29 protein-coding genes and 1 tRNA gene are annotated in these 23,570 nt (G+C 41.9%); all 30 read right to left on the reverse strand.

The genetic code is table 11. The features are described from left to right. The 30 genes from HMPREF1516_RS07000 to HMPREF1516_RS07145 all read right to left on the reverse strand — a co-directional run bounded on the left by HMPREF1516_RS07000 (nt 1) and on the right by HMPREF1516_RS07145 (nt 23,564). Nucleotides 1-333: a phage holin gene (locus tag HMPREF1516_RS07000; protein ID WP_033606167.1), complete on the reverse strand. Its 333-nt coding sequence runs from the start codon at nt 331-333 to the stop codon at nt 1-3. 1 nt (nt 334) lies between these two features. Beyond that, a complete protein-coding gene (locus HMPREF1516_RS07005; RefSeq protein ID WP_033606168.1) occupies nt 335-634 on the reverse strand; it encodes a hypothetical protein in 300 nt (99 codons plus the stop codon). An 11-nt stretch (nt 635-645) separates the two neighbouring features. Next, nucleotides 646-1,254 (reverse strand): hypothetical protein, encoded by a 609-nt coding sequence (locus HMPREF1516_RS07010; RefSeq protein WP_033606169.1) that lies wholly within the window; start codon nt 1,252-1,254, stop codon nt 646-648. Continuing rightward, nucleotides 1,244-1,453, reverse strand: a complete 210-nt coding sequence (locus HMPREF1516_RS07015; protein WP_033606170.1) for a hypothetical protein — start codon at nt 1,451-1,453, stop codon at nt 1,244-1,246. The genes HMPREF1516_RS07010 and HMPREF1516_RS07015 overlap by 11 nt, the downstream gene beginning before the upstream one ends. After that, nucleotides 1,450-4,743: a tail fiber domain-containing protein gene (locus tag HMPREF1516_RS07020; protein ID WP_084647660.1), complete on the reverse strand. Its 3,294-nt coding sequence runs from the start codon at nt 4,741-4,743 to the stop codon at nt 1,450-1,452. The genes HMPREF1516_RS07015 and HMPREF1516_RS07020 overlap by 4 nt, the downstream gene beginning before the upstream one ends. 8 nt (nt 4,744-4,751) lie before the next feature. Continuing rightward, a complete protein-coding gene (locus HMPREF1516_RS07025) occupies nt 4,752-5,102 on the reverse strand; it encodes a DUF6711 family protein (RefSeq protein WP_033606171.1) in 351 nt (116 codons plus the stop codon). An 11-nt stretch (nt 5,103-5,113) separates the two neighbouring features. Then, entirely contained in the window at nt 5,114-8,353 is a 3,240-nt protein-coding gene (locus HMPREF1516_RS07030; protein WP_033606173.1) for a hypothetical protein, read from the reverse strand. Continuing rightward, nucleotides 8,354-8,695 (reverse strand): hypothetical protein, encoded by a 342-nt coding sequence (locus tag HMPREF1516_RS07035; RefSeq protein WP_033606174.1) that lies wholly within the window; start codon nt 8,693-8,695, stop codon nt 8,354-8,356. It abuts the gene before it with no gap. A gap of 50 nt (nt 8,696-8,745) precedes the next feature. Then, nucleotides 8,746-9,135, reverse strand: coding sequence for a DUF6096 family protein (locus HMPREF1516_RS07040; RefSeq protein ID WP_033606175.1), 390 nt, complete (start codon nt 9,133-9,135; stop codon nt 8,746-8,748). 3 nt (nt 9,136-9,138) lie between these two features. Beyond that, a complete protein-coding gene (locus tag HMPREF1516_RS07045; RefSeq protein ID WP_033606176.1) occupies nt 9,139-9,552 on the reverse strand; it encodes a phage tail tube protein in 414 nt (137 codons plus the stop codon). A gap of 3 nt (nt 9,553-9,555) precedes the next feature. Beyond that, nucleotides 9,556-9,924: a hypothetical protein gene (locus tag HMPREF1516_RS07050; RefSeq protein ID WP_033606177.1), complete on the reverse strand. Its 369-nt coding sequence runs from the start codon at nt 9,922-9,924 to the stop codon at nt 9,556-9,558. After that, entirely contained in the window at nt 9,921-10,433 is a 513-nt protein-coding gene (locus HMPREF1516_RS07055) for an HK97-gp10 family putative phage morphogenesis protein (RefSeq protein WP_033606178.1), read from the reverse strand. The genes HMPREF1516_RS07050 and HMPREF1516_RS07055 overlap by 4 nt, the downstream gene beginning before the upstream one ends. Further along, nucleotides 10,408-10,746, reverse strand: coding sequence for a hypothetical protein (locus HMPREF1516_RS07060; RefSeq protein WP_033606179.1), 339 nt, complete (start codon nt 10,744-10,746; stop codon nt 10,408-10,410). Before HMPREF1516_RS07060 ends, HMPREF1516_RS07055 begins: the two co-directional genes overlap by 26 nt. Further along, complete coding sequence (locus HMPREF1516_RS07065) at nt 10,727-11,038, reverse strand: phage head-tail connector protein (RefSeq protein ID WP_033606180.1); 312 nt, start codon at nt 11,036-11,038, stop codon at nt 10,727-10,729. The genes HMPREF1516_RS07060 and HMPREF1516_RS07065 overlap by 20 nt, the downstream gene beginning before the upstream one ends. Nucleotides 11,039-11,046: 8 nt before the next feature. Then, on the reverse strand, nt 11,047-11,250 hold the full coding sequence (locus tag HMPREF1516_RS07070) for a hypothetical protein (RefSeq protein WP_033606181.1): 204 nt from the start codon (nt 11,248-11,250) through the stop codon (nt 11,047-11,049). A 10-nt stretch (nt 11,251-11,260) separates the two neighbouring features. Further along, complete coding sequence (locus tag HMPREF1516_RS07075; RefSeq protein ID WP_033606182.1) at nt 11,261-12,115, reverse strand: N4-gp56 family major capsid protein; 855 nt, start codon at nt 12,113-12,115, stop codon at nt 11,261-11,263. Nucleotides 12,116-12,136: 21 nt separating this feature from the next. Continuing rightward, complete coding sequence (locus tag HMPREF1516_RS07080; protein WP_033606183.1) at nt 12,137-12,706, reverse strand: DUF4355 domain-containing protein; 570 nt, start codon at nt 12,704-12,706, stop codon at nt 12,137-12,139. A gap of 103 nt (nt 12,707-12,809) precedes the next feature. Then, nucleotides 12,810-12,977 carry a hypothetical protein gene (locus HMPREF1516_RS10010; RefSeq protein ID WP_156916953.1) on the reverse strand — a complete coding sequence of 56 codons (168 nt, stop codon included), beginning with the start codon at nt 12,975-12,977 and terminating at the stop codon, nt 12,810-12,812. Between the two features lie 193 nt (nt 12,978-13,170). Then, nucleotides 13,171-13,464: a hypothetical protein gene (locus HMPREF1516_RS07085; RefSeq protein ID WP_033606184.1), complete on the reverse strand. Its 294-nt coding sequence runs from the start codon at nt 13,462-13,464 to the stop codon at nt 13,171-13,173. A 50-nt stretch (nt 13,465-13,514) separates the two neighbouring features. Then, complete coding sequence (locus HMPREF1516_RS07090; RefSeq protein ID WP_000466474.1) at nt 13,515-13,730, reverse strand: hypothetical protein; 216 nt, start codon at nt 13,728-13,730, stop codon at nt 13,515-13,517. Nucleotides 13,731-13,740: 10 nt separating this feature from the next. Continuing rightward, nucleotides 13,741-15,756, reverse strand: a complete 2,016-nt coding sequence (locus HMPREF1516_RS07095; RefSeq protein ID WP_033606185.1) for a minor capsid protein — start codon at nt 15,754-15,756, stop codon at nt 13,741-13,743. Then, nucleotides 15,719-17,131 carry a phage portal protein gene (locus HMPREF1516_RS07100; RefSeq protein WP_033606186.1) on the reverse strand — a complete coding sequence of 471 codons (1,413 nt, stop codon included), beginning with the start codon at nt 17,129-17,131 and terminating at the stop codon, nt 15,719-15,721. Before HMPREF1516_RS07100 ends, HMPREF1516_RS07095 begins: the two co-directional genes overlap by 38 nt. 11 nt (nt 17,132-17,142) lie before the next feature. Next, entirely contained in the window at nt 17,143-18,441 is a 1,299-nt protein-coding gene (locus HMPREF1516_RS07105; RefSeq protein WP_033606187.1) for a PBSX family phage terminase large subunit, read from the reverse strand. Beyond that, on the reverse strand, nt 18,419-18,850 hold the full coding sequence (locus tag HMPREF1516_RS07110) for a terminase small subunit (RefSeq protein WP_033606188.1): 432 nt from the start codon (nt 18,848-18,850) through the stop codon (nt 18,419-18,421). Before HMPREF1516_RS07110 ends, HMPREF1516_RS07105 begins: the two co-directional genes overlap by 23 nt. 69 nt (nt 18,851-18,919) lie before the next feature. Next, nucleotides 18,920-18,990 (reverse strand) — tRNA-Trp (locus tag HMPREF1516_RS07115). Nucleotides 18,991-19,130: 140 nt separating this feature from the next. Further along, nucleotides 19,131-19,556, reverse strand: a complete 426-nt coding sequence (locus HMPREF1516_RS07120) for a DUF1492 domain-containing protein (RefSeq protein WP_033606189.1) — start codon at nt 19,554-19,556, stop codon at nt 19,131-19,133. After that, complete coding sequence (locus HMPREF1516_RS07125) at nt 19,553-20,251, reverse strand: DUF1642 domain-containing protein (protein WP_033606190.1); 699 nt, start codon at nt 20,249-20,251, stop codon at nt 19,553-19,555. Before HMPREF1516_RS07125 ends, HMPREF1516_RS07120 begins: the two co-directional genes overlap by 4 nt. A 184-nt stretch (nt 20,252-20,435) precedes the next feature. Continuing rightward, entirely contained in the window at nt 20,436-20,651 is a 216-nt protein-coding gene (locus tag HMPREF1516_RS07135; RefSeq protein ID WP_033606192.1) for a hypothetical protein, read from the reverse strand. Then, nucleotides 20,648-21,049, reverse strand: a complete 402-nt coding sequence (locus HMPREF1516_RS07140; protein ID WP_033606193.1) for a RusA family crossover junction endodeoxyribonuclease — start codon at nt 21,047-21,049, stop codon at nt 20,648-20,650. The genes HMPREF1516_RS07135 and HMPREF1516_RS07140 overlap by 4 nt, the downstream gene beginning before the upstream one ends. 229 nt (nt 21,050-21,278) lie before the next feature. After that, the gene (locus tag HMPREF1516_RS07145) at nt 21,279-23,564 is read right to left on the reverse strand and encodes an AAA family ATPase (protein ID WP_033606194.1); all 2,286 of its coding nucleotides are present in this window, start codon (nt 23,562-23,564) and stop codon (nt 21,279-21,281) included. Between the last annotated feature and the right edge of the window lie 6 nt (nt 23,565-23,570).

The following is a 23,570-nucleotide window of genomic DNA, read 5'->3' on the forward strand; positions in this document are numbered from 1 at the left end:
TTATTCCCCTTTCCAGGCTTCGTTCATTTGCTTGACCGCTGACTCGACAAATGTGTCTAAGTCTTTATCAGTCATACTGATGTTGTATTTGGTAAGTTCAGCACGGATTTTAGTACGTGCTTGCTCAAGCTTCTCTTCGCCTTTGTAGCCAGTTTGAGCAGCTACCTGCTCAACGGCATTAACTGCGTTCTTAGCTAAGATTTCGACAATCTTGATGGTCTTTTCTCCACCTTTTTTTACAAGGTATTCTTTGACCGCCTTGACTGCGATACCTGCCAAAATTACAAGAATGCTGATTGCTCCATTTACGATGATTTCATTGATTTGTTGCATGTTATTCTCCTTTTTCGATTTCGTCCATGCGGTCGTTCATGCGGACCATTTCTTTTTGAATGTCACCGACCGTGTGAGTAATTGTGGTTAATTCTGTAGTTGTCTTTTCCAGATGAGTCATCAAACGCTCTTCTCGTCTGTTAGAGTCGGCCTTTGATTGCTCATGCAAATCCATAATCTTCTTTTCTCGCTTGTCTGAAGTCTTGATAAGATATCGAATGATAATAAAGAAAAGCAAGATAAACAAAATCGCCCAAGCTACTTGACTTTGAGCGATTCTTTCAGCTTCTTCAATTGGCATATAACCACCCTCTACTCAATTCGTGGCATGACCACAGTCAGAATACCCTTCTGTAGCATTTCAGCAAGAGCCTGCTCCTTGTAAGTGTACCCTTCAGATGGTTGCATCTGGAATTTCAGGATGGTAAGTGTTTCCTTCGGCCACTTCGGATTCGTGTCGTACGGATAAGGCATTGATACGATATCACCGTTTACATAACGACGGTCCTTAACAAGAGGCTTGATGAATTGAGCAACCTTTTCATAAGTATTCGTTGGCATCCCACCATTCTGGCCAATCGCTAGAGCAATGAGAACCTCAGTAATCGCTGATACACTATCAATGTTCTCTTTGTTCGCTGAGAGATCAGTCTTAGCTTTTGCCAAAGATTGAACCGCTTGTTCAATCTCAGCTTGAGCCTTCACGATTGCGGATCCTGGGTCTAATTCTGCCTTGATAATATCCAGTACTGCTTGAATTAAGACATCCTCTTGCTCATTCGTCCGGTCTCCTGCCAACTCACGCATATTCGTACTGTAGCGACTGCCATCCGACAGACGAATTTCAACTACTGTCTTGATATTATCGCCAAAACCTCGTGTATAAGGTTTGCTTGCCAGTTCATAGTTGTTAATTGCCATTTGTCATTTTTCCTTTCGCTTCTTCAAATTTCGCTTTGAGCTCTTCGTCAGATTCGATGACCTGCTTCATTTGCTCAAGCTCCATCGCAGTTACTGTGTAGAGGGCTTCGAGCGTAGCCGATTGAGTGGCCTCTTTGCTGATTTTCTCACTAAGCGACTTAATCGCTAGACTGCTGATTTGTTGGTTTTGTTCGTTCATGCTGTTTTCTCCAATTTTTCTATTTTTTGATTGAGTTCTTGAATGGCCTTAATGAGATAAGGCACAAGTTCAAATGTGCGATATGAGTATGCACCGTCAGGATTTTTGTAAAATGCTTCAGGAACATATTTCTGGACATCCTGCGCCATGATACCACAGGAGATATCCTCTATTTTGCCATCGTATTCTTTGCGATAGCTATACGTCTTCAAGTTTTTGATTACATCGATGCCTGAGACTTGGCTATCTTGGATATTTGATTTGTAGCGACGGTCTGAGATTTCTTTGTTCATCGGGATCCAATTAGAACCGCCACCACTCCAAACAAAATACATATAGCCATTTTCGCTAAAGATTTGCTTGTATTGGGGAGAGTAAATCCAGTAACCAGATTTTCCTGAGTTCTCATTGTTGTAGTAGATTTCGCCTGTAACACGCAAATTACCATTGATAACTGGTGTATTCCAAAAGTAAGCTCGATTGTAACAAAACATTTCTCCTGTACGTTTAACAAACCAAGCATAGTCGCCAGGTTTCTCCCAATCGTTGCCCCAGTTTACCCAAAGAGAGGTTTGACCCCATTTAGTGCTACCGTTGCTCATGCCAACAGCAAACTGATTCTGACCAGTCAACCAGTAAGTTGACGGGTCCTTGTCGTGCGTACCGATTTGGAATCCACCAATCTTACCTTTGTATCCCTCGAACAAGGTCGCAGACACTACTACTGACCGAAGCTTGGTGATAAAGGCTGCCTTCGACGCAAGCGTGTCCGTGAAGATATCGCTTGAAACGAACAACCGAGCCATTGCCGAGTCCATTATTAGCTTGTCAGCTGTGATAGTCTTTGAGCCGATAATCTCAGCATTCAGCTTCGCAAATGCACCTTCACCGACGAACAGACGTTTGAAATATCCATCTATTGCAGTGAGTTCATCAAGTAAGGTCTTGCCCTTGAGCCTAATTTTCTCGGCTTCAATCAGAATTTGATTGTTCGTTGCATTGATTTGTGAAATGATTGAACCTGCGCTAGTCAGGTTTTGAATCGCCCATGAGCCAGCAAGTTGAGTCATTTTAGTTTGAGTCGCTTCAAGAGTCTTGTCAGTTTCCATCGTCGCATCTTCAGGAGCTGGTTGCCATTTGCGATCGGTTGTGCCCTCGTACAGGTCGAATTCTGTCAAAAACACACCTGACCACTTATCCGCTCCGTTATTTGGCCCTCCGTTTTCAATATAGAGATAACCTTCGTCGAAATCCTTGGTATCAAAAGTTAAAGATTTATGAACGGCTTGCGATGTATTTAGGATAGGCCACGAACTTTCATTAAATAAAATCTCCTCAGCTGTGTAATCTTGTTTCTCGCCTTTTTTTCGTTTTCGCAAAACTATTTTTAAATACTTTGTGTTTCCTGAGTTAAAACCGAAAAAGTTTAATTTGTAGCTTGTATTTCGTTTAAGCAAAAAGCGTGGTGATTTAAGCCAAGACTTCTGTAAGAGCATAAACATATGTTTTTGTTCATTAAAATAGAACGAGTGACTCCACTGTTTCAAATTCTCGCCTTCCCAATATTTCAAGCCATCGTCCATCCTCGAATTTCGTAGCATATTGGGACCACCTGTATTTGCATATTTGCCGACTTCGACTTGAAACAGTTGATTGGTCAAAGCCATGCGAGCAACCTTATTCGAAATGTCATTCTCGTTGCTACCGATAATCCTCTCATAGAGTTTGCTTGTTTCTTGTACACGCTGAAAATCTACAAGATTAGCTTTGCTGTCAATTTGAGAAGATAAGCTTGTGAATCGGCCATCTACTGATTGCTTGTACGCAGCGATTTGAGTAGCAATTTGGCCATTCGTTGATGTCTTCACTTCCTCAATCCGTCGCTCAATCCCACGAATTCCTTCTTGGTAAGTATTCTTGCCGACATATCCATCAACGACCTCGTTTTTTAATTTGGTTATATCAGCGGTTGCCTGCTCGCTGATTCGCTTAGCCTCTTGAGCAAGAGATGAGCTCGCACCAGCATTTCGCAATGCTTCTTCAGCTCTACGCTTGACTTCTTGTAATGGGCCGTTGTTAAAGCTGCTAAACCGCTGGTCGATAGTCTCTGTTAGACTTTGCTTGACTTCTTCAGCTTTTGCTTTGGCTAGTTCAATCTGGTCGTTAAAGTCATTCTTGATTTTATCGACTTTCTTGTCAAAGCCTTTGTCTGCTTCTTCGATTTGGTTTTGAATTTGTTTCTCAAATTCGCTGAATTGCTCAATCTTCTTCGTGAGCGTTCCTGCATACGAATACTGAGCATCATTTCCAGCCTTGCTGTCTGCGCTGATACGACCACGAAGCCCACCCTTAAACGTGAATGATTGACTCAATACAGGCGATTTGAAGGTCTCGCCGGTATTGGTCTTGATAGTCACCCATTCACCCACGTTTAGTAAGAGGTGCCCCTGATAATTCAAATTAAATGAATAATAGCGAATATCCTTGATTTTGTGATAGAGATTATCCAAAATCGCTTGAGACATGAACAGATTATCCAATTCTAACGAGCGACCCGTACGCATTCCGACCGTAAGTATCTCTTTATCTTTCTTGCAGGTTATCCCTGCAATCCGATACTCGACTTCGCTTTTGGTCAATCCGTGCATAAAGTAGCTGTCTGCAGTAATCACGATACCTGAGTCGGTCAACTCTTTGATTTCAAGTTTCCCTTCTCGATTGAAAAAACAAGACATCCCGAGCATTTGAGTAGCTAGACTCAAGACATCTCTGAATGTCATTTTCTTTTCTTTCGGAATGCTTTCGATTCGGTAATTCATGGATGTAATATCCATGTTCTCGTTTGCCAGTTCGACTCCCGTTTTCAGACAAATCTCTTTGATGACTTGTCTAATTTCAGCAGGATAGGTCAGAGATGTAATGTGTTCACGATTGAGTTTGAACATTCCGTCCATGAGGTCAAGCGTAGTCGTTTTACGGTTGCGGTCAATTTCAATATCATTGATGAAGTATTCACCCATTTTGACCCATTCATAGGTTCCATCGACCAAAAGACCGATTTCAGGGTAAACCTTATCTAACTTATTGAAAGTGGTAATGATGCTTGTAAAGACGATTTTAGCACTACCTGCACATGTTCCACCAGGCTTATAAGTGTCACCCTTAATATAGCCGTAATCGAAGCTAGCCTCTTTGATGTTGCTTGACTGATACTGTCCTACTCTGATAGAAAGGGTACGATCTTTAGCGAACATCGCTTCATCAAATTTCTTTCTTCTGAATATATCCATGTTCTAACCTACCTTTCTACCAGATTAAATTTAGCGCCCGACCATGGCTTGAGCTTGTTTGTAAACGAATAACTTGGAGCCGTTCTATCTCCAACATAGAAAGTCCCTGTTGTCTGGCCTCTTACAGGGTCGGGATAAGAGACCTCAAAAAAGACCGCTGAGACGGCATTTAAAAGCTGACTCATTTCATCTTGAGTCAGCATGCCCCATTCACAATCTAACTTCCGCTTGGTCGTGATACGATCACGCATCATGTCTCCGTTAGCGTTTCGACCAGTTTCTCCATCAATATCTTGGATACCGACTTGAAATTTTTGAGGAGGCTTAACAGCCACCCCGTTGATAATTAAGCGTGCCATTTTACCTCCCTTTAGATGTTAAGCAAGACTTGTCCTGCACGTTCTTGTTCTCGATTGATTTCTTGGATAGCTACACGACCAAATTCGTGTCCACCAATCATGATGACGATATCGCCACTACCGTTGAAGCCTCCTGATTGTGGTAAACCACCGCCCAAAGCATTGACTACCGCACCACCTACGATGCGACCCATAGTCTGCAAGAATCCAGTGTTTTCAAGAGGCATAACGACCTCTTTACCAGCTTCACCAATCATGGCCACTGTCGGACTATCGACGATACCACCACGAGCTAATCGAGGTAGGCTTACGTATCCAATACCACCAAGAGATACGCCCGGAATCTTGTTAATTAGACCGATAACACCGTTAATCATACCGATGAAGCCATTAACCACGTTCTCAATGGTGCCAAGGACCGCATTAACTGCGCTCTTGAATGCTCCACCTACGGCGCTACCGACCATTTGGCCAGCATTGACGAAGATGTTTTTGACCGTGGCCCACACTCCTGAAAAGAAACTACCAATCGTGCTGAATGCGTTCTTGACTGCTTCAAATGCAGTCCTGAAGATATTCCCGAACCACGTCACGACATTTGAAAGGGCCGTTGTTACATCATTCCAGCGTTCACCAAACCAAGTGCCAATTGAAGAGAATATGCTTGTAAGGGCGTCCCACGCCTTTTGAAACATGTCCCCAAACCATTTAGCCACGTCAGCTAAAACAGTTGTAATGTCGTTCCAACGTTCTGCGAACCATTCACCAATCGGTGTGAAGATAGCCACGATCCCATCCCAAATTCCTTGGAAGATTGCTATAATCGTATCCCAGATAAGCTTTAAGACTGCTACTGTTAAATCTAACAATCCTGTGAAGATTGTAGACAAGATGTTCATAATAGCATCACCTGTTTCAGTGAAACCGTCGAAAATCTTGCTCATATCACTCGTAAGAATACCAGTGATAATATCAAACACGCCCTTTAGGAAGTCAGCTATGCCTCCTAAAACATCAGAAATAGTGTTAGATAGAACACGCCAAACTTCTCCTATATATTCAATTGCAGGAGCTAATACTCTTGTCAATTGCTCAACGATAAAGCCGATAGTAGGACCTACATAAGCGTTAATGACTTGTGACATTTCTTGGAAACTTGCGACCATCTCCAAAATCTTCTGGATCATTGGCGAGATATGTTTGCCAATTGTGTCCGAGAAGCCTTGACTGAGTTTTTCGATAATTGGTTGGATGTAATTATTCCAACCTTTTACAAACAAACTGATAATACTTGATATAGCTTTCGTTGATGATTCAATCGTTGGACGAATGTAATTATCATACACACGACTAATTGAGTCTGACAGGTCATTGATTGCTTTTTCTGCACTCTCAAAAACAGGAGCAACGGTAGATAGAGCATTTGAAAGTGCGTCAGCGATACCAAGCATGTTATCTGTGACAATTCGCTCGATACCTTGCATAAGGTCACCACCAAGCTTGTAACTAACCTCAGTAACGCTAGCTTGAATAGCTAAAAGAGCAGACACAATCGAACTTCCAATACGAACAGCACCAGTCGATGTTATGACGTCATAGAAGCCATCTGCAAACGCCTGAGCGATGTTTCCAGCTGATGCAAATATATTGCCCGTATTCTCGAATTGTGCCACAAGTGAGCGAATGATACGCTCTTTTTGGCGTCCTAGACCGTTCGCTATGCTTTCGGCAAGAAAGACCCCGATGCCAACTCCTACCGTGCCGATAGAACCTGCAATCTGCCCTAGTGCGTAAGCAATTTTCTCAGTCATGCCATTAAAAGCATTTACTACTCGTGGATCAGTAGCAATTTCTTCAAGTGTAGTCTTGATTTGACCAAGACCAATCTTAATACGTTCTAAACCTTCGGCTCTGAATGCAGCAGTGAAGCCCTTGCTAAAGAGGTCTGTTAAACCTTTCAGCTTGTCTCCAAGACCATCAAAAATACTCTTAAACTGGCTATTCATGTCAGTCAAGGCTACTTCCGGCAAGATATCCTTGAAAGGTCCGCTACCGCCTTTTCCTTTCTTACCTTTGCCTTTGCCTCCGCCCCCACCAGAACCACCAGATCCTCCGTCGTCTGTGTCATCTTTCTTGTTTAAAAGCGTGATTTCATCAAATCCAGCTAGACCAAGCAATTCTTTGACTGCTTTTTTAGCATTTTTGGCAGAGTCTCCGAGATTATCAGCTAGACCACCCGAAGCATCGTCTGCATCGTCCATAGCATCTGCAAGGTCGCCTGCGCCTCCTGCTGCATCTTGCATAGCCCCGTTCATATCTCCGACTGCACCAGCTACACCGTCTTTAACGGTCGCTTTCTTGTTGAACATGAGAGCGATAAACTCAGCGAGTTTAGCAGTCACATTCTTCAAGACCATAGCGAACGAGTTCAAGACTGGCATGATCGCGTTGATAATCGGCAAGAATGCGTTACCGATGTTAAGAGCTGAGTCTTTCAACAATGACTTGAATAAGCTGATGCTACCGTTTACAGAGCTTGATAGTGTATCTCCGTATTTAGCGGTTGCCTGCTCCAAAATTGCCATCAGACGGATTTGTTGCTGGGTTTGATAATCTAGTTGGTCCCAGCTTTGGCCATTTGCAAAGCGCTTGAACGCTTCAGTAGATTGAATCATGGCCACATTAACGTTGATTCCTAGGTCCTCAATTGCTTCCGTATTACCTAGTAAACCAGAGCGAATCCGCTCCATAACGTCTGTAATGCTACGACCTGAACCCTCTGCTATAACTGCCGATGTTTGCAACATCTTAGCAGTATATGCGCTCAGCTTGTTTGAATCCTTGATAAAGCCAGAAAATAGGTTTGAATACACCGCCCCATATTTTGTTGCTTCACCAACGCCCATATTCATAGCGTTTGCGTTATCGTTGACCCATTTTAAGAATGTCTGTGAGCTCTCGCCCATTTGACGTTTGATTTGGTTAATTGATGCTGTAACTTCAAGAGCCATCTGAGTCGAGTACATGCCGACATCAAGCAACTTCTTGCCAAGATACGCAAATCCAGCGAATTTGGCTAATTTGCCAAACACACCTAGCATGGAGCCAGACTGTGCCTTGATTTTGTCGGTGGATGACTGTACTTTGTTAGAGGCGTCTTTGACCTTGTTCTCGACTTCTTTCATCTTGTTTTTGAAAGGTGCGATTTCGGCATCAATCATAACCTTGAGCTCGTCAAGAGTAATTCCCATCTATTCTCCTTTCATTTTCATTTTTCGATTGTGACTTTCAGCAAACATGCGCATGCGTTCCTTATGCAATCTCAACTCTTGAGCCAATCTTGCTTGCTCGACCTGCTCGCGTTCTTTTTCAAAAAGCTCAGGAGCATAATCCCACACTTCAAGCGGTTTAGCATCTTTTGAAAGCAACATGGACATATTGTTTGCTATCATCTGCGAAAGTCTGTAAGATTCAATGATTTTTTCTTTTTGCTTTTGGATATTTACACGATTATAGCTTTCAATCATGTCTCTGATTTCAAGTACTGTCAAATCCCAAAAATCGAGGGGCTTTCCTCCGATATCTAAAAACATCGGATATAGCCCCTCAACCATTTCTTTTACTGATAATATAGCAGTCGATTCTAATCGACTACTTCCATTTTGGCTTTGGATTTCTTGGGAGTTTTCTTGCTTGCTTTCTCCCGTGGCATAAAACCCGATACTTGGAGCATCGGCAAAATAACATCTGCCATGAATGCTGCCTGATCTCCACCGTTGTCAACGTAGTCATCGTAAAGGTCAGATACATCTTCAAACGAGAGTCCATGCTCGAACTTTTGAAGCGCTCCATGGGTCAACAACAGCATGACTTTTAGTGGTGGCAAAGCAAAGGCTTCACCCTCAGCAGGCATGAATACCTTGAGCAAGTTTGCTCCGATTTTTTCTTCAACTTTGGTCGCTTGCAAGGATGTGAGGCGAAGTTTCAACTCCTTATCCTCACTAACTTTCCAAGTTGCGTATGGTAGAGCCATATATTAACCTCCCATTCCATCTGTAAATGCGAGTTCAGATTGCAATGCGATTTTAAGAGTAAACTCAATTACAGAGTTCACACCACCACCGCCGAGTTTGACAGATACCTGCCCTTCAAATTCAACCTTGGTGTTGTCTGGGTATTTTTGTTCAAAGAAGAGTTTCTCCTTATTGTCAGCTGCTTTACGCAAAACACGATAAGGAGCATTTTCTCCGTCGTTTTTATAAGAGAATTTGTATTCCAATTCTCCAGCATCACCAATACCAAATTCATATTTTTTAACCTTGTCTTCAAGGGTTGTATTTTCTACCTTTTCGGGTTCAATACCAAATTCAGGTACTTCTTTAAGTCCTGCAAGTTTGGTGTAAGTTCCTTTAGCTGTTCCGTAAGACAGCGTGATTCCGTTTGCTAACATGTGTTAATTCTCCATTCTATACTGATAAACCAATTGTGAATTCAGGTCAACGATTCCCTCGAAGCGCATCAACTTGTGACGTAAATGCGACGGGTCAGGTACATCTTGACAATCTGTTCTTCTCAATCCTAAAGAAGCGAAGATCTCATTGATTTTGACAGCTAAATCGCTTGTGCTGTCTTTGTCGAAGATATCAACCTTATAGCGAATTGATGTTTTTTGTTCTTTGTCGTCGAACCATTCACCCGGTTTATTTTGTTCTTCCAAAAAAATGACGACTGGGACATTCTCCCAATCGTCTGGATAAGTATCGGTCACATTATCTGCGACCTTTTGCAATTCTTTGTAAATTAAGGGTTTAATATTAATCATTTTATCTGTTCTCTTATCTTTCTACTTACGTATTTTGAGATATTCCTTGATACACGATCTTGGTTATCTTTCAAAGCTGGATACAAGTAAGGTTGCGCAGGCTGACCATACATTTTGTAAAACTCACCTCTTTTCGCAAAGTGGTAAGGTCCTACGTTGATTTGGTCTTCGTGCACATACCACGGACTAGACCGATAAGACACGCTCACTTCTGGAGAGATGCCAGAGTGGTTTTCTTGTCCTTTCGGACCCGTTCCGAGTTCTACATATGCAGCGTGATCTGAGTTTGTAAAGACTTCACTCGATATCTTGTTGCCATTTACTTTCAGACGGACTCTGATGCTATTTCTCAATTCACCCTCATTCGCTGGAGCTCTGAGTTTCGCTTCAGCTTGTACGACTGTTTTGGCAGCATGCAAGACCGCTTGTCCTGCTATCTCGTTGCTCTTTGCACCGTATAACTTACGGCATTTAGCTATGAGCCTATCTGCTCCGATTAAATCTGACACGTTCCAACTCCAATACTAAATGCTTGCTGTATACTTTCTTTGAGATAACCCGATGCGTGACCTCTGTCTTGTTATCGATACAAATACCGTCTTTCACGTTGATATTCGCATCCTTGCTCGCATTCGCATTCAAGATATCGTTGACACGGTCACCGTAAATCTCAGATTGTAGATTGCTAGTAGCTGGCCACAACTCAAGTCGCACTTCTTCAACCTCGCCCGTATATCCTTCTTTAGCGACTCCCTCATTCGTTACGGTCTTCTTGAACCGTTTGAGGTTGTAAGGCTTCAGTCTATTCTTTCTCAAAAACATGACCTGCCACCCTCGCTAATCGATGCATCCGAATACGCTGTAAAAGGCCCGTAGACAAGCCTGACTCTGCATAGGTGACAGATATACCACCTTCACTCCTAGATTGCTCTCCTTCGCTTCCTGAGCGGTTGTAGAGCTCAATTACAAGTTCAGGTAGTAGTCTGTTGAGCGCTGGAGTCAGCTTCTCTCGGTTTGTTTCAGATAAAATGATGTTTTCAGCCCTTAAAAGCAAGGACGAGAGGAATGTTTCGTCACTCTCGCCCGTCAATGATTTTAGTTTTTCAAGTTCCATAAGACCTCCTAGTCAAAAGGAGTCGTCTCGTCTCCTTGGCTTTCTGTTTCATCAATGATCTCGACAACCTCTGCGATATCGACTGAAAACTCACTCTTGAGATTGTGCGACAATTCGTTGAATCGCTCGTCCGTCATCTCAAAAACATCATTCTCTTGTCGTCTCACTTTCGCTTGCCAGTCATTGAATGCTTGTTTTACTCTGACTTTCATAGGTCAGACCTTATTTCTTAATTTCTGCAAGCACGACTTTAGAATCATCTGAAACTGCGACTGTGTAAAACTCGTCAATTGAGATTTCAGTAGAACGCTTCAAAGACTTGCGGTCTACTTCAACGTTTGGATCACGTTTAAGATAGACTGTCAACGCTGGAGTGTCTTTTTCAGTTTCATCATCATGAGTGAGCTTGATGATTGGGCAAGTGTAGAATGCGCTAGTAGTATCAAGAGCAACCTTCTTAGTGGCTACGATACGTGTGTTAGCAATCATACCAATCTCACCAGTCATTACAACTTGATTTGGGTACTTATCTGCTGAGATAAAGTTTGGATCTTTGCGCAAAGTTGTGACTTGTTTTGGATTGACAAACATAACTTTTTCAGTATTGACTTCTTCTTCAAACAAATCAATAGCATCAACGATTACATCGTAGCTGATTGCTTTTGTTTTTGAGTCAAATTTACGAGTGTTCGTTTTCAAAAGGGCATCCATTGCGTCGTTATCAATTTTAGACGCGATTGAGAGTGCAAGTTGGTTCTCTGCGTTACCAACTGGATCGCCATAACCTGAAAGGACAGCTTCGTCTGTCAACTCAACAGCCTTCATAGCCTTCTTGATTGTAGCGGTCTTAGTAGATGTTCCAAGGACTACAACGCCAGCCTCAACGCCTTCATTTACATCTTCGGCATCACCAATATATGTGTAAGATGGAACTGTAATTGTGTTCCCTGGTACGCCTTCAAGCGTGCGGTCGATAGCTGCAAATGGAATTACTTGCAATTTTTTTGGTAGTTTAGCTGCGATCATATCTCCCATTACTTCGGGATTTACGAGATTAGCAATTTTAGTTTGTGCCATATATTAAATTCTCCTTGTTAGTTAATTCAAAAATGAGTTATACAATTCAGGATTTGACTGCTTCAATGCAGCCTTTTCTGAATGACTCATTTGGAAAAATTGAGCTCTTGAAAGCCCTGTTGATTGTTGTGGCGCAGTCTTAATAGGTGCGCTACCCTTCATGCGTTCGGATACACCTTTCTGGACTGCATCCTCCCACGTTTTCTGAATGCTTGCGACCGATTCAGTCACCGCTTCAGCGTTGGACAAATCAACCACGGCCACTAATTCAACTGGCAAGCCACGTTCACTTAGCATCGTCTTAGCCTCTGCGGTCAATTCCTTGCGAGCAATTGCTTGTTCACGATTAGCTAGTTCTTGCTCACGCTGATCTAACCAATATTCTTGTTTCTGGTCAGCGTTCATCTTGGCAAGCTTCTTAGCTTCGTTTTCCTTGGCTTCTTGCTCAGATTTCCACTTAGCAAATTTCTTATCGATGATAGCATCGACATCTGCATCCGTGTACTTCTTCTCGTCTTGCGGTTGTTGTGCAGGTTCTGCAGGCACCTTTTGTTCTTCAACCGTTTCGACTGTTTGTGTTTCTTCGTTCATTGCGAACCTCCTATTTTTAAAGTCGTCCCCGACTGTATAATTCCATGGCTTTTAGTGTCTTCAATGCTTGGACAATATAAAAACCGTACGGGATTCCATACGGTTAGGTTTCTATTAAGATAACGTCTCCAATTATGACTGAAACTCTTTTAACTTCTAACTCACAATCAAGAAAGCAACAAGGGTAGTCGCCCTCTAATTGTTTACCGTGATGTTCAACAGTCACATAAGACTCTTTCTCTATCACTTTGCAAAGTTCTTTCACTTTCATTGTTAAACTCCTTACTTCAACTTATAGCAGTCTATTCCTGCAAGTCAAGATGTTGGATCACCTACTTTCTGTTTTTGAAACCTGTTAAAATCGCAAGAATAATTCCTGCAATAATCACGAATAACCCAAAAAATACCAACCACCCGAAGGCGATTAGTACCCATTCCCAGATGAACATACTTTTTACTCCTTTCTATACATCCTCTTGAGGTTTAGCATTCTTTTCTACCCATTTTTTGAAAGCGTCAAAAGTATTCATGTTTTTAAACTCCAAATACTTTTCAACTTCGTCAATGGCTTCATCAACTTTATCGTCGTGAAAACAGTAACCGTTACCTGATAAATCAAAAATTTTATTTTGTTTTTTCTTATCAACAATCCATAACTCCTCACCATGCCAAGCGCTCTGTGGGTCGTAACATTTAGAGGACTGTATCTCCAGATTGTTATCTTCAATCAATCCTATCAATTTTTTGTATTTGTTCATCAAAATTTCCTTTCTGAGCATAAGAAAAGCACTTAGATCTCTCTAGGTGCTTAATATTTTCTATCATCATAATCAATCGGTTTCTTATACATTTTATTGTTTTTGATGCATGAATCCACGACTGAATTATATTTCGAAATAGCTTCCTCATCTACCTCGAAAGGAATTATCAAATACACAGGAAAATCTTCACCAAAATGACTATTGTATCTCTCGCTGATTTCTTTGAATTGATTATAAATTTTTTCATTCTTCCAAAAAAACATCCTGACCTCCTTACCAAACAATCGGCTTTTTGTTTTCTAATTTCAATTTTGAAATATCTTCAAATATCTTGTTGTATATTTTAACAGAATTTGGGAAAACTTTGTCATAAAACGCTTTTATTTCAGGAGTCATTTGTGCTTGAGTATATTCTGCAATAAATTCCATCCCTCGATGGGTTTTATTGTTCCAATATGAGTCTGGATGATTGAAAGTCTGAGAGCCATATTCCGCGCTTCTGAAAGAACTCATCATATCTGATGCAAATGCGGCAACCTCTGCATTTTCTTCGGGACGAATTTCCGGGTGTAGTTTCTTTGCTAGTTCAAGTAATTCCGATTTGAAATCTCTTACTTTAGCTTGACGAAGATTAAAGAAGTCTCGTTTCTCATCCATAGACGCTCCTCTTTTGAGCTTCATATCCCCGAAAATATAATTGTCCATATCTTTTTTTATGGTATTGTACAAGTCATACTGACTGCTAAATGCTTTAGCTCCCAATTCTGGGGCACCGAAATAAGTTGCGATATTATCGATGCCATGAGTCAATTCATGAAGAACGATTGAATGTGCTTTCTGATTAAATTTCTTGTTGTAAATAAAATCGCCTTTTGCCAAATTAACTTGTGTACCAGACACATGAGAAGACATTTCTTTTACTTTAGCAAAAGATAATTTATCGATTGAACCGTAGAGGGATTGTACAAAATCATCATTCGGGAAGAAACGCAATTCTCTTAAAAGGCCTTGTGCATTTTCTTCTCCAAAGACATCAACAAAATTCGTTGTTCTAAGTCTCTTTTCTAAACGATCTACCAAATCACGTCGTTCCAAAGGAACGTTATCCTCTCGTGCTTGCAAAGCAGCTTGCTCTGCTTTCTCTTTTAAAGCATCTTGTTCAGCTACCCAGTCAAAATATTTTAAAAGATCATCGAAATCAAGATTATTGATTTCTTCGGAAGTAAGCTTGGAAAAGTCAATCTTACCAACTTCCTCACCATCTACATACTTGCTATACCACTCTTTATAACTCATATCAGCAGGCACATACTCAACTTTGCCAGTCTTAGGATTCCTAGCCCTGCGTTCGAGCTTGCTGTAATCTGCATCTTCGTCATAAGCGATAGTCGTAGACCTGCACCATGGATGCATAGGTGGATAGTTCACACCAGGAACAGCCTTATCTCTATCATAGACCTTGTTATCGTGTTCTTGACAAATACGTGATGTTCGCTTGTCTAAGACAGCCACAAAGATATACTTTTCTATATCAGCATCTTCATAGCTGAGCAGTTCCATTTGATTATGAAAAAAGGCTGACTCAGTACGAACCAAGCGCCTTGCGTTGTTTTGGCCAACCTCAAATCGTTCAGCGATTGCTTGGGCAGTATCCTTGACACTTCGACCCGTCATGAGACTCACTAGGAGCTCATCTTTCACGTTTGAAGCGAGCGCCCCAGTATTTGACCATATCCTGTCTGAATAAGCCTCTCCTGTCCATTTTAGACCTCGTAGACGCTTAATTTCTGTTTCGGGTAACCTAGAGAAACTATAAGCTAGTCCTGTCTGCTGTTGCAAGTCAAAAGTAGCCTTGTAGTAGCTATCTTTCATCAGGTCGCTATAAAAGGCATCTGAACCTGACTTCTCAGAATGATAGATTGACTCACGCATACGGTCTAAATCATCATTCAAACGCTCTAGGCGCTTCATGCGATAAGCATAGGCTGGACTGTCCAAATCAGCAAGCAATCGTTGAATATTCGGATCATTCGGTCTAGCTTCAAGAACCTTGCGAAGTTCATTTAAATCCTTCTGATCTTTCATATTTTTCAAGGCTTGTCTAGCATCTACCTGACTTAGACCATAATCACGTTGGAACTTATCGAAAATCTTATTGATTTCTTTATCCAAGTAAGTCTTAGCTTCCTGATAGACCTTATCGAACTTGTCTGCCTGCTTCTCAGCCTTATCCATCTGCTCATAGATGAGATTAGCCTTCCGCTTCGTCCAATACTCCTCGTTCTTCATCTGCTACCTCTTCGTCTGGCTTCGTGTTAGCCTGGTTAAAGAATGGTACACGTTCCATGTTCTTCTCTTTCTCTTCTTCTAGCTCTTCAAGTTCAGCATCAGGATCTTCAACAAATGGCAAGAGTGAAATAAGCTGACGAAGGGATACCTTGCCTTCAAGATTATTGATAATCTGCGACAATTCGAGCAAGTTTTTAGGTAATCCGCGACTGAATTGAGGTACAATCGAATGTGCTTCAAGAGCAATCTGCTGCATGCCCAAATAATGAGCGAAGATAGCAATCCGCTGTCTAAGTCCACGCTTGTAATTAGCTTCTTTCGTCTTAGTAATCATTTCAAGACCTAGCAGCTTGAATTCCATGGCTACACCCGAGCTATTTCCTGCGAAGTTCTCATCTGTCAAATTCGGCACATGGCTAAATGTGTAGATGTCTTCTTTCAAAGCCTTGCGCAAGATTTCAGTCGCATTTTCGTCCAAAGCATTCTTCAAGAAATCAGCCTTAGCATCTGCTGGCAATTCCAAAAGTCCCTCTTCAGCAAGAATGCTCATTGCTTCCCTAGCATCTTCTAGGTTGTCAGCCAACTGCGCACCGTACAGGACAAGAATAGACTCAACCGCCTGCTCTTTATCATTGACTCGATTGCCCATCAATGAATTATAAGCATCAATCAAGCTGATTTGTTGCTCGTAGTCGCCAATCGCAAAGTGGTTGTTACGATACTCGATGATTGGGATTTGTCCGAGGTTGTGAGGTTCTACTTCCTCATCCTGCGTTGTTCCTGTGCTCGAATCACGCAGCACGATGTGATAGTGCAAGTTCTGAGTAAAGACTTCTGCTTGATACTTAGTCGCATCTTTTGTATCGTCTTTAATCTCGTAGTAATACACTGCAAACAAGGCCTTGCGTTCAATGCTGTCATCGTAAACAATAAATACATTCTCAGGGTCTACGCTAGTCGAATCAAGCTCAGTCAATCCCTCTTTAGCATAGATGTACTCGTAAGCACGTCCATAAATAGCCATGTTCAACGCATTCTGAGCGTCTACTTGGTCTATTTCAGCACCATCGAAAGCTTTAAGTAAAGGCTCAAGGTCACTCTCAGCGGTGTTGTTATACTTGATAGGATTGCCCATGAAATAGCCCGTAGACGTATCCGCAATGTCCTTAGCGTGATTAGCTACCGTCTTATAATTCGGCGCATTCTGATTCCTTCTCGTATGATTCAAGATAGCATGCTCACCCAAGTAGTATTTCTTCAATTTCTGCAAGCGACTGCGTTCTTGTGTATGCTTGCGAATCAGCTTGAAAATCAATTCCTTGTTCAAAGCTGTTTCATCATATCCATCCCGTGGATAAGTTAAAATCTGATACATTTAATTCCTTTCTATAAACCGTACTGTGAGCGTCTACGGACGGTTGCTTTCCCACCCTCAATACATTGAAGGCTATATCGCAACGCATCCATCAAGTGGTTGTTTTTATCTTCTGGTTTGTTCAACCAATTGCCCTCTTTGTCTCGTTGATAACAATAACTGTAAAATTCATCCATGATATGCTCACAACTAGGATGCACATAAATAGCGTATCCTTGCAATTTGGATACGCCTGCCATGATACTATCCTTTCCCTTTCTGCTCTCTTTAATTCGAGATATGCCGTGTTCTGACCTTAATTCCTCAATCAGTCGTGACTCTGCGCTATCTGCGATGATTGTCGAGCGATGATAACCTTTATCTTTTATCATCTTAGCGACTTCCTTGGTTATCAAACCGACTTTGTACGCTTCGTCAAAGATGTGTATCTCTTTCGTCGTGTCGTTTATTAGCGAACAACACAAAACAGTTGGATCATGAGTGAAACCAAAGTCAAGTCCGATACACAACTTGTTAGCAGGATTCTGCAATAGCTCATCTTTGTCAAAGTCCTTGACAGTCACGTTGTTGTAGATTAGACCCTCAGCAACTCCCCATTCGCCGTCACAAACGATTCTTGCACGCCTTGGATTTGTATGATACAAGTCTTCGTAACGCTTAATATCGACTTCATCCAGCCACTCGTTGCATCGATAAGTTGTCGTAGTAGCGAATGTATCAGCTCGTCTCGTCTCTTCATCGAAGAAGACACGTTTGAGCCAGTGTCTCTCATTCCACGGGTTAAACGTGACCGTGATTTGTTTAAAGAAATCAGGAACATCTAAGCTACCACGGATAGACTCAACTACCGTACTGAACTTATCTTCAGTATCAATCTGGTACGCTTCTTCGAACCAAGCCCAGCAAAGAATACCTACATCAACCGTGATAGATGTGATTTTTAACTCATCATCCAAACCACGAAATAGAATCTTCTGTCCTGTTTCTTTGACTGTGATTTCAGGCAAAGACTCATTGAATTTAAACTTATGAGCAACTTTTAACTGGTTAGCAGCCCACTTGAAATCCGTGTAAGTCGATTGCTTGTTCGTATTTGAATACCTACGAATAACAAGTAAATTAGCCCAAGGATATTTCAAAAGACGGATAACATAATTCAAAGCGGTTGTCTTGGATTTCTTCGAGCCACGAGAACCTTTTACCACTCGATAAAGATTTCTCGAGCGCCAGAACTGGCCATATCCACCACCTACCGTCTTAGGTAAATCAACGACAATATCGTTCTGTTTAATCTGGTATGTCTGACTCATTCGCAAACACCACCGTTCCAGAGACATCAGCCTCTACCTTGTCTGTCCAAAGCCTATGACGTTTTCCTAAAAGTTCAGCAGCTTTAATTCTATCCTTTGCTCCAACATCAATATCAATAACTTGTTGACCAAGTTCACCGATACTGCATAGAGTCTGTTCTTGAGTCTCCCCTCGCATGACTGAAGTTAAATAGCTAAGTACCTCTTGTTGTGTTGCAATCTTCTCAGACGCAAGCTGAGCCAGCCTTTCGTCGATATAAGATTTGATTGTAGTATTTTGTAGTAACTTAGATGCGTTTGTATTAGCATATTTAGAGCTATACCCTGCCTTAATAGCTGCATCTGTCGCATTCCCGCTGATGATGTACTCGTCAGCAAATCTCTGTTGTTTTAAAGTTAGTTTAGCGATTTTCCATCACCTCCATTTTTTCACAAAACAAAAAGCCACACACTTGTGTGACTTAATGAAGACCTCTCACAGACTTTGCAGGAATCGAACCCGCGATAACAGATTTGGAGTCTGTTGTGTTACCACTACACTAAAAATCTAAATAACGGCACCAGGGATTGAACTAAATAACACAAAGAGGAGATCACCAGCTTACCGCCCTGATACCGTTAAACATTAAAGGAGTCATCAGTCCGCTTTACCGTACTTGCTGACAATACCATAATACCACATTGAAAGTTCACTTTAGTTCACTTCGTTCACAATTTTTAGATAAATTCTCAAAGGCAGACTTTCTGATTTTTTGAATAGTGCCTCTACTGTATTTTAGCTTAGCTTCAACTTCATTCCATGTCATACCATCGATATAAAACAACCGCATTACGATATTTTCTACCGGATCGTCTAGCGATTCGATTGCTTGAACCAACTCATCTCGTTCTTGATAAAGTTCTTGAATTTCTTGATAGAGCTGTTCTGTTTTATCAATAATCAGAATATTCAATTCTTCTGATTGGTTTTTGTTATTCTTCGACTTTGGCATATTGTTAAACTGCTGCCCTCGCAAGATGCTTGATTTCAGGCTGATAATTTCCTGGTGTTTTGACTTCGCTTTGATATCGATGTACTGCAAAGCTTTTAATCGCTGTTTGATGTTTATCGTCAATCGTCCACCTCCTGGACTTCCACGCCGGGACAATCGAATACCCAGCCGAAATTGGCTTCTTCTAGTTCTTTCTTTGTGTGGCATGTGCGATATTCTTCGTTCTCTTCTTCGTTGCTAAAAGTCCATACACGACCGAATTTGAAATTCAGATATTCACATCCTTTAAAAATACCTTTCAATTTCACCAAATACCGCTTTTCCTTCTCGACCTCGTAGCCGAATTGATGCATATTGACGAGGATTTGGATAAAGTTATCTGTATTCGACATCCAGTTAAATAAATTATTGTCATTTATCAATTTTTCCCAATTCAAACAAAGATATACAATGTTTTTATCAAAATTATCTTTGTTTATCTCATACCAATCCGCCACACACTGCGGGACTTTGACTTTCTCATGTTCAACCATGCCTTCAAATTTCCCTTGCCCATAACCTTCACGCCATTTTGCATGACTAAAATCTTGCTCAAATTCACCCATGATGGCCTTTAGCCAAACTTCACGATCATGCAATGGCAATTCTCGCAATCTTGCTAGTATATTCTTGACATAGCGAGGCGCTTCGTCTTCGTGACCTATTTCTGATTCATCCAACTGCCTTACTAGACCTAAAACTTCATCTTTTTCGATGTAGGAACTTGAGCTAAATCCACCCAAATATTCAATCTTCTTAATCAATTCCTGCTTATTCATTCTTTAGCTCCTTCAATTGCATTTTCATTTTATTTAGTCTTTTCTTCAAAAATTCACGGTGAGCAGTCCGTCCTTGTGCCACTCGTTTATCGCATGGCTTCGAATACTCCTCGATTTCCTTTTCCGTTTTCTCGATTGACCGCTTTAACCCGTCAATCATTGTTTGTTTGTTGTATTTCATGGTTTAACCTGCCTGTTTCTCAAGCCAGTTAAATAGCAAGCAAAACTGCTCCGTCACTAGCTCATCATCATTGTATTGCTTGCAAATTTCGCTAATCGACGACACTGCCCATAGCCAATAAGCATCTGAGCCGAAACCGACTTCTTGACTTTTCTGATTGCTGCGCGCCATCCATTCAGGAATGACTCTGCTAAAGAAATCTATATAGTCAATCTTCATGGCAATTCCTCAATCTTGATATAGATCCCGACTGTGTCTGCCCAGAACTTTTCTGCTATCTCACTAGCGACCTGAGCATCATCTTGCCAATATCCTAGCTTCGTCATGCAGTCCTTGAGCAACTTCTGCAGATTGTCTGTGTCTGGTTTTGTGGTCTTGTACTGTCCATTGTAGCTTTTTTTGATACGCGGGAAGCACCACTTGACTGTCAGACGAATCGCTCCTTTTAATTTATTTGGTGGCACATGCTGCGCAAGCAAGCTCTCAAATTTCACTCTGGCGTTTTTCAAATCAGTTGGCTCATAAAAAATTGGCTTTCCAAATTGCACGTTTACTTTTTTCTGCTGGTGAGTCGTTGTTGGAATTTTTTTCATTGGTAAAAAGAATTCAATAGACATTTTTATAAATGCACTTCCTTTCTTTTTTAATTTCGCTTTTAGTCCATGACCCTTGTATATGACAGGGTGCGTTTTAAGCAACCCTGTCTATACAGGTATGGACATGATGGACGACAGGACATTATCTATATATATAATATATAGTTGTCTGTCCGGGACACGACCACGTTTTTATGGTCTTGTCTGTTTTTTTAAGACAAAGACACAACCATAAAATTATGGTGCTGTCTTATTCGGACACGACCACGTTTTTATGGTCTTGTCCTTTTTCTTTTATTGAATTTGAGTTCTTGTCGAACCAATATTTTTTGGATGAATTCAATCTGCGAGTAACTGTTTTTACAGAAATTCCTAAATATTCAGCTACGTCTTCTTTTGAGGGAGGCTCGCCAAAATTCGCGTTTTCGATCGCTTCGTCAAACTCTATCAGCTTTTGCTTTTTGTCTTCCTTTGCGTTCTTTTTGCGAGTTTCTTTAGCTTTCATCCACCCTGGTTTATCATCTTCCAGCTTAATATCCGCCAGCACGCCTGTTTCATCAAGCACGTGTACTGGATAACTGAACCACATGTTGACTGGGTTGAACTTGGCAAACTCTCGAAGTGTACCCTCAACACGCCATGCGGTTGCTATCTGGACCTTGTTACGGACTTCTTCGAGCTTATCCACGAATGGAGCCCGAGCCATGACATCAGGAATGCCTTTCTCGAAATGTGTCCGCATCTGCGCAGGGCTCAAGAGGTCATCTAAGCCGACATTTTGCTGGTAATAGGCATTATTTCGCTCTTGCAAGGCCTGTTTGTACACTTCGCACGCTGCTTGATTTAATCGCTGGGTCAGTAATTCCTCTGATACTTCCAGCTCGACCAAATCGATAAGCGCGTCAGGATCCCGAGCGAATACACCCGAACCACTAGCGCGGTCCATGGACTTCTTGCCACCTTGTGAACCTTTTGAGTGGTGGTGACAGTAGATAACGCTAGAGCCTAGCTCTGTCGCTACCTTATCAAATTGATTGGTAAAATGTGCCATCTGGTCTGCGCTGTTTTCGTCACCAGTCAGGACCTTATAAATCGGGTCGATGATGACTGCGATATAATTCTTCTTCAAAGCTCTGCGAATGAGCTTAGGCGCTAGCTTGTCCATTGGTACGGTCTTTCCACGCAGATTCCAGATATCGATGTTGTTGATATTTTGCGGAGCCAATCCCATTGCATGGTAGACATCACGGAAACGATGTAGGGCAGACGGACGGTCTAACTCCAGATTGACATAGAGGACACGCCCCTGCGTACAATCCCAGCCTAGCCACTTCTCGCCCTCTGCAATCGCAATCGACATCTCAATCAAAGCGAATGACTTACCAGCCTTGGACGGACCAGCAATCAGCATCTTGTGGCCTTGACGAAGGACGCCTTTTATCAACTCAGGAGCCAATTCTGGCAAGTTATCCCAGCTGTCGGCCAATCCTTCAGGATCAGGTAAATCATCGTTCAAATCTTCGATGTATTGATACCATTCATCCCAATCGGTCTTACCGATGTTCGTATCTACTAAGAATTGCTTCTGCCCATTTCGGATAAATCCCGGCATGCGTGATAGTCTACTTGGATTTCGATTTTGGGTATCAACTACGATGCCGTTTTTTTGGCAGACCTTGTAGAGATAATCCACGCGTTTGCGGTATTCGTCGTAGTTGCCGGCATCTACCTTGACAATGGCGTGCAGGGATTTATTCCCACTATGAACCAGGGCAGCAATCGGTAGCTCCAGCTCTTTATAAATGGCATTTTGCTTATCGATTGGCATACTGTCGGATTCGACCAGGGCGTATCTGAAATCTGTCACGTTTTCGTTTTTAGCACCCTTACCATCCATTGGGTTGAAACGAACCCATGCACCAGCTTCTTCGTGGTAGTCACCTAAGACTGCCCCGATATCACCATTGCACTGACTCAACTCTTTAATAAGCTGGCCAGCTGTACGGTCGTAGGCTCCCTTCGTAGGTAGCCACTTGACAATCTCGCCCGTTTCATCGTCTTTCTTTGGATAGCACTCGGTCACATAACCGACATTTTCGCTAGCTTCAAAGAGCGTTTCAAGGTACTTGATGATTTCCTGAATAGGATTCCAAATGGTCGGCTCGTGGATTTCTTTGCCTTCTATCCAATTTTTATCAATGACTCGATAATCACGGTCGATGGTATCGTTCCAGTCTAATTCATGCGCATTCTCACTATCATAGCCTGATTGTGACACCCAGCCGTTTTCTTTCGCAAGTTGGGTAATCGTGGCACCTGTTACAATCGTTCCTGCTTCTTCGTTGAAGGTATCCCATTTCTTGAAGCATTCAAACTTCTTGTATCTGCTATCATTTTGCGACCAGTTGTCCCAATCGGATGCCGTATACCCCTCGTGCTTCAAGGCCATGCCCACATTTACCCATGTCTGGTAGTCTACCGTGGCAGGATTGATGTAATCCAGCAACGGCAATAAGTTAAAATCATTCTCTGCCACTGTTTT

The organism is Streptococcus sp. CM6 (assembly GCF_000526095.1).
In the GTDB taxonomy this organism is placed as follows: domain Bacteria; phylum Bacillota; class Bacilli; order Lactobacillales; family Streptococcaceae; genus Streptococcus; species Streptococcus oralis_BW.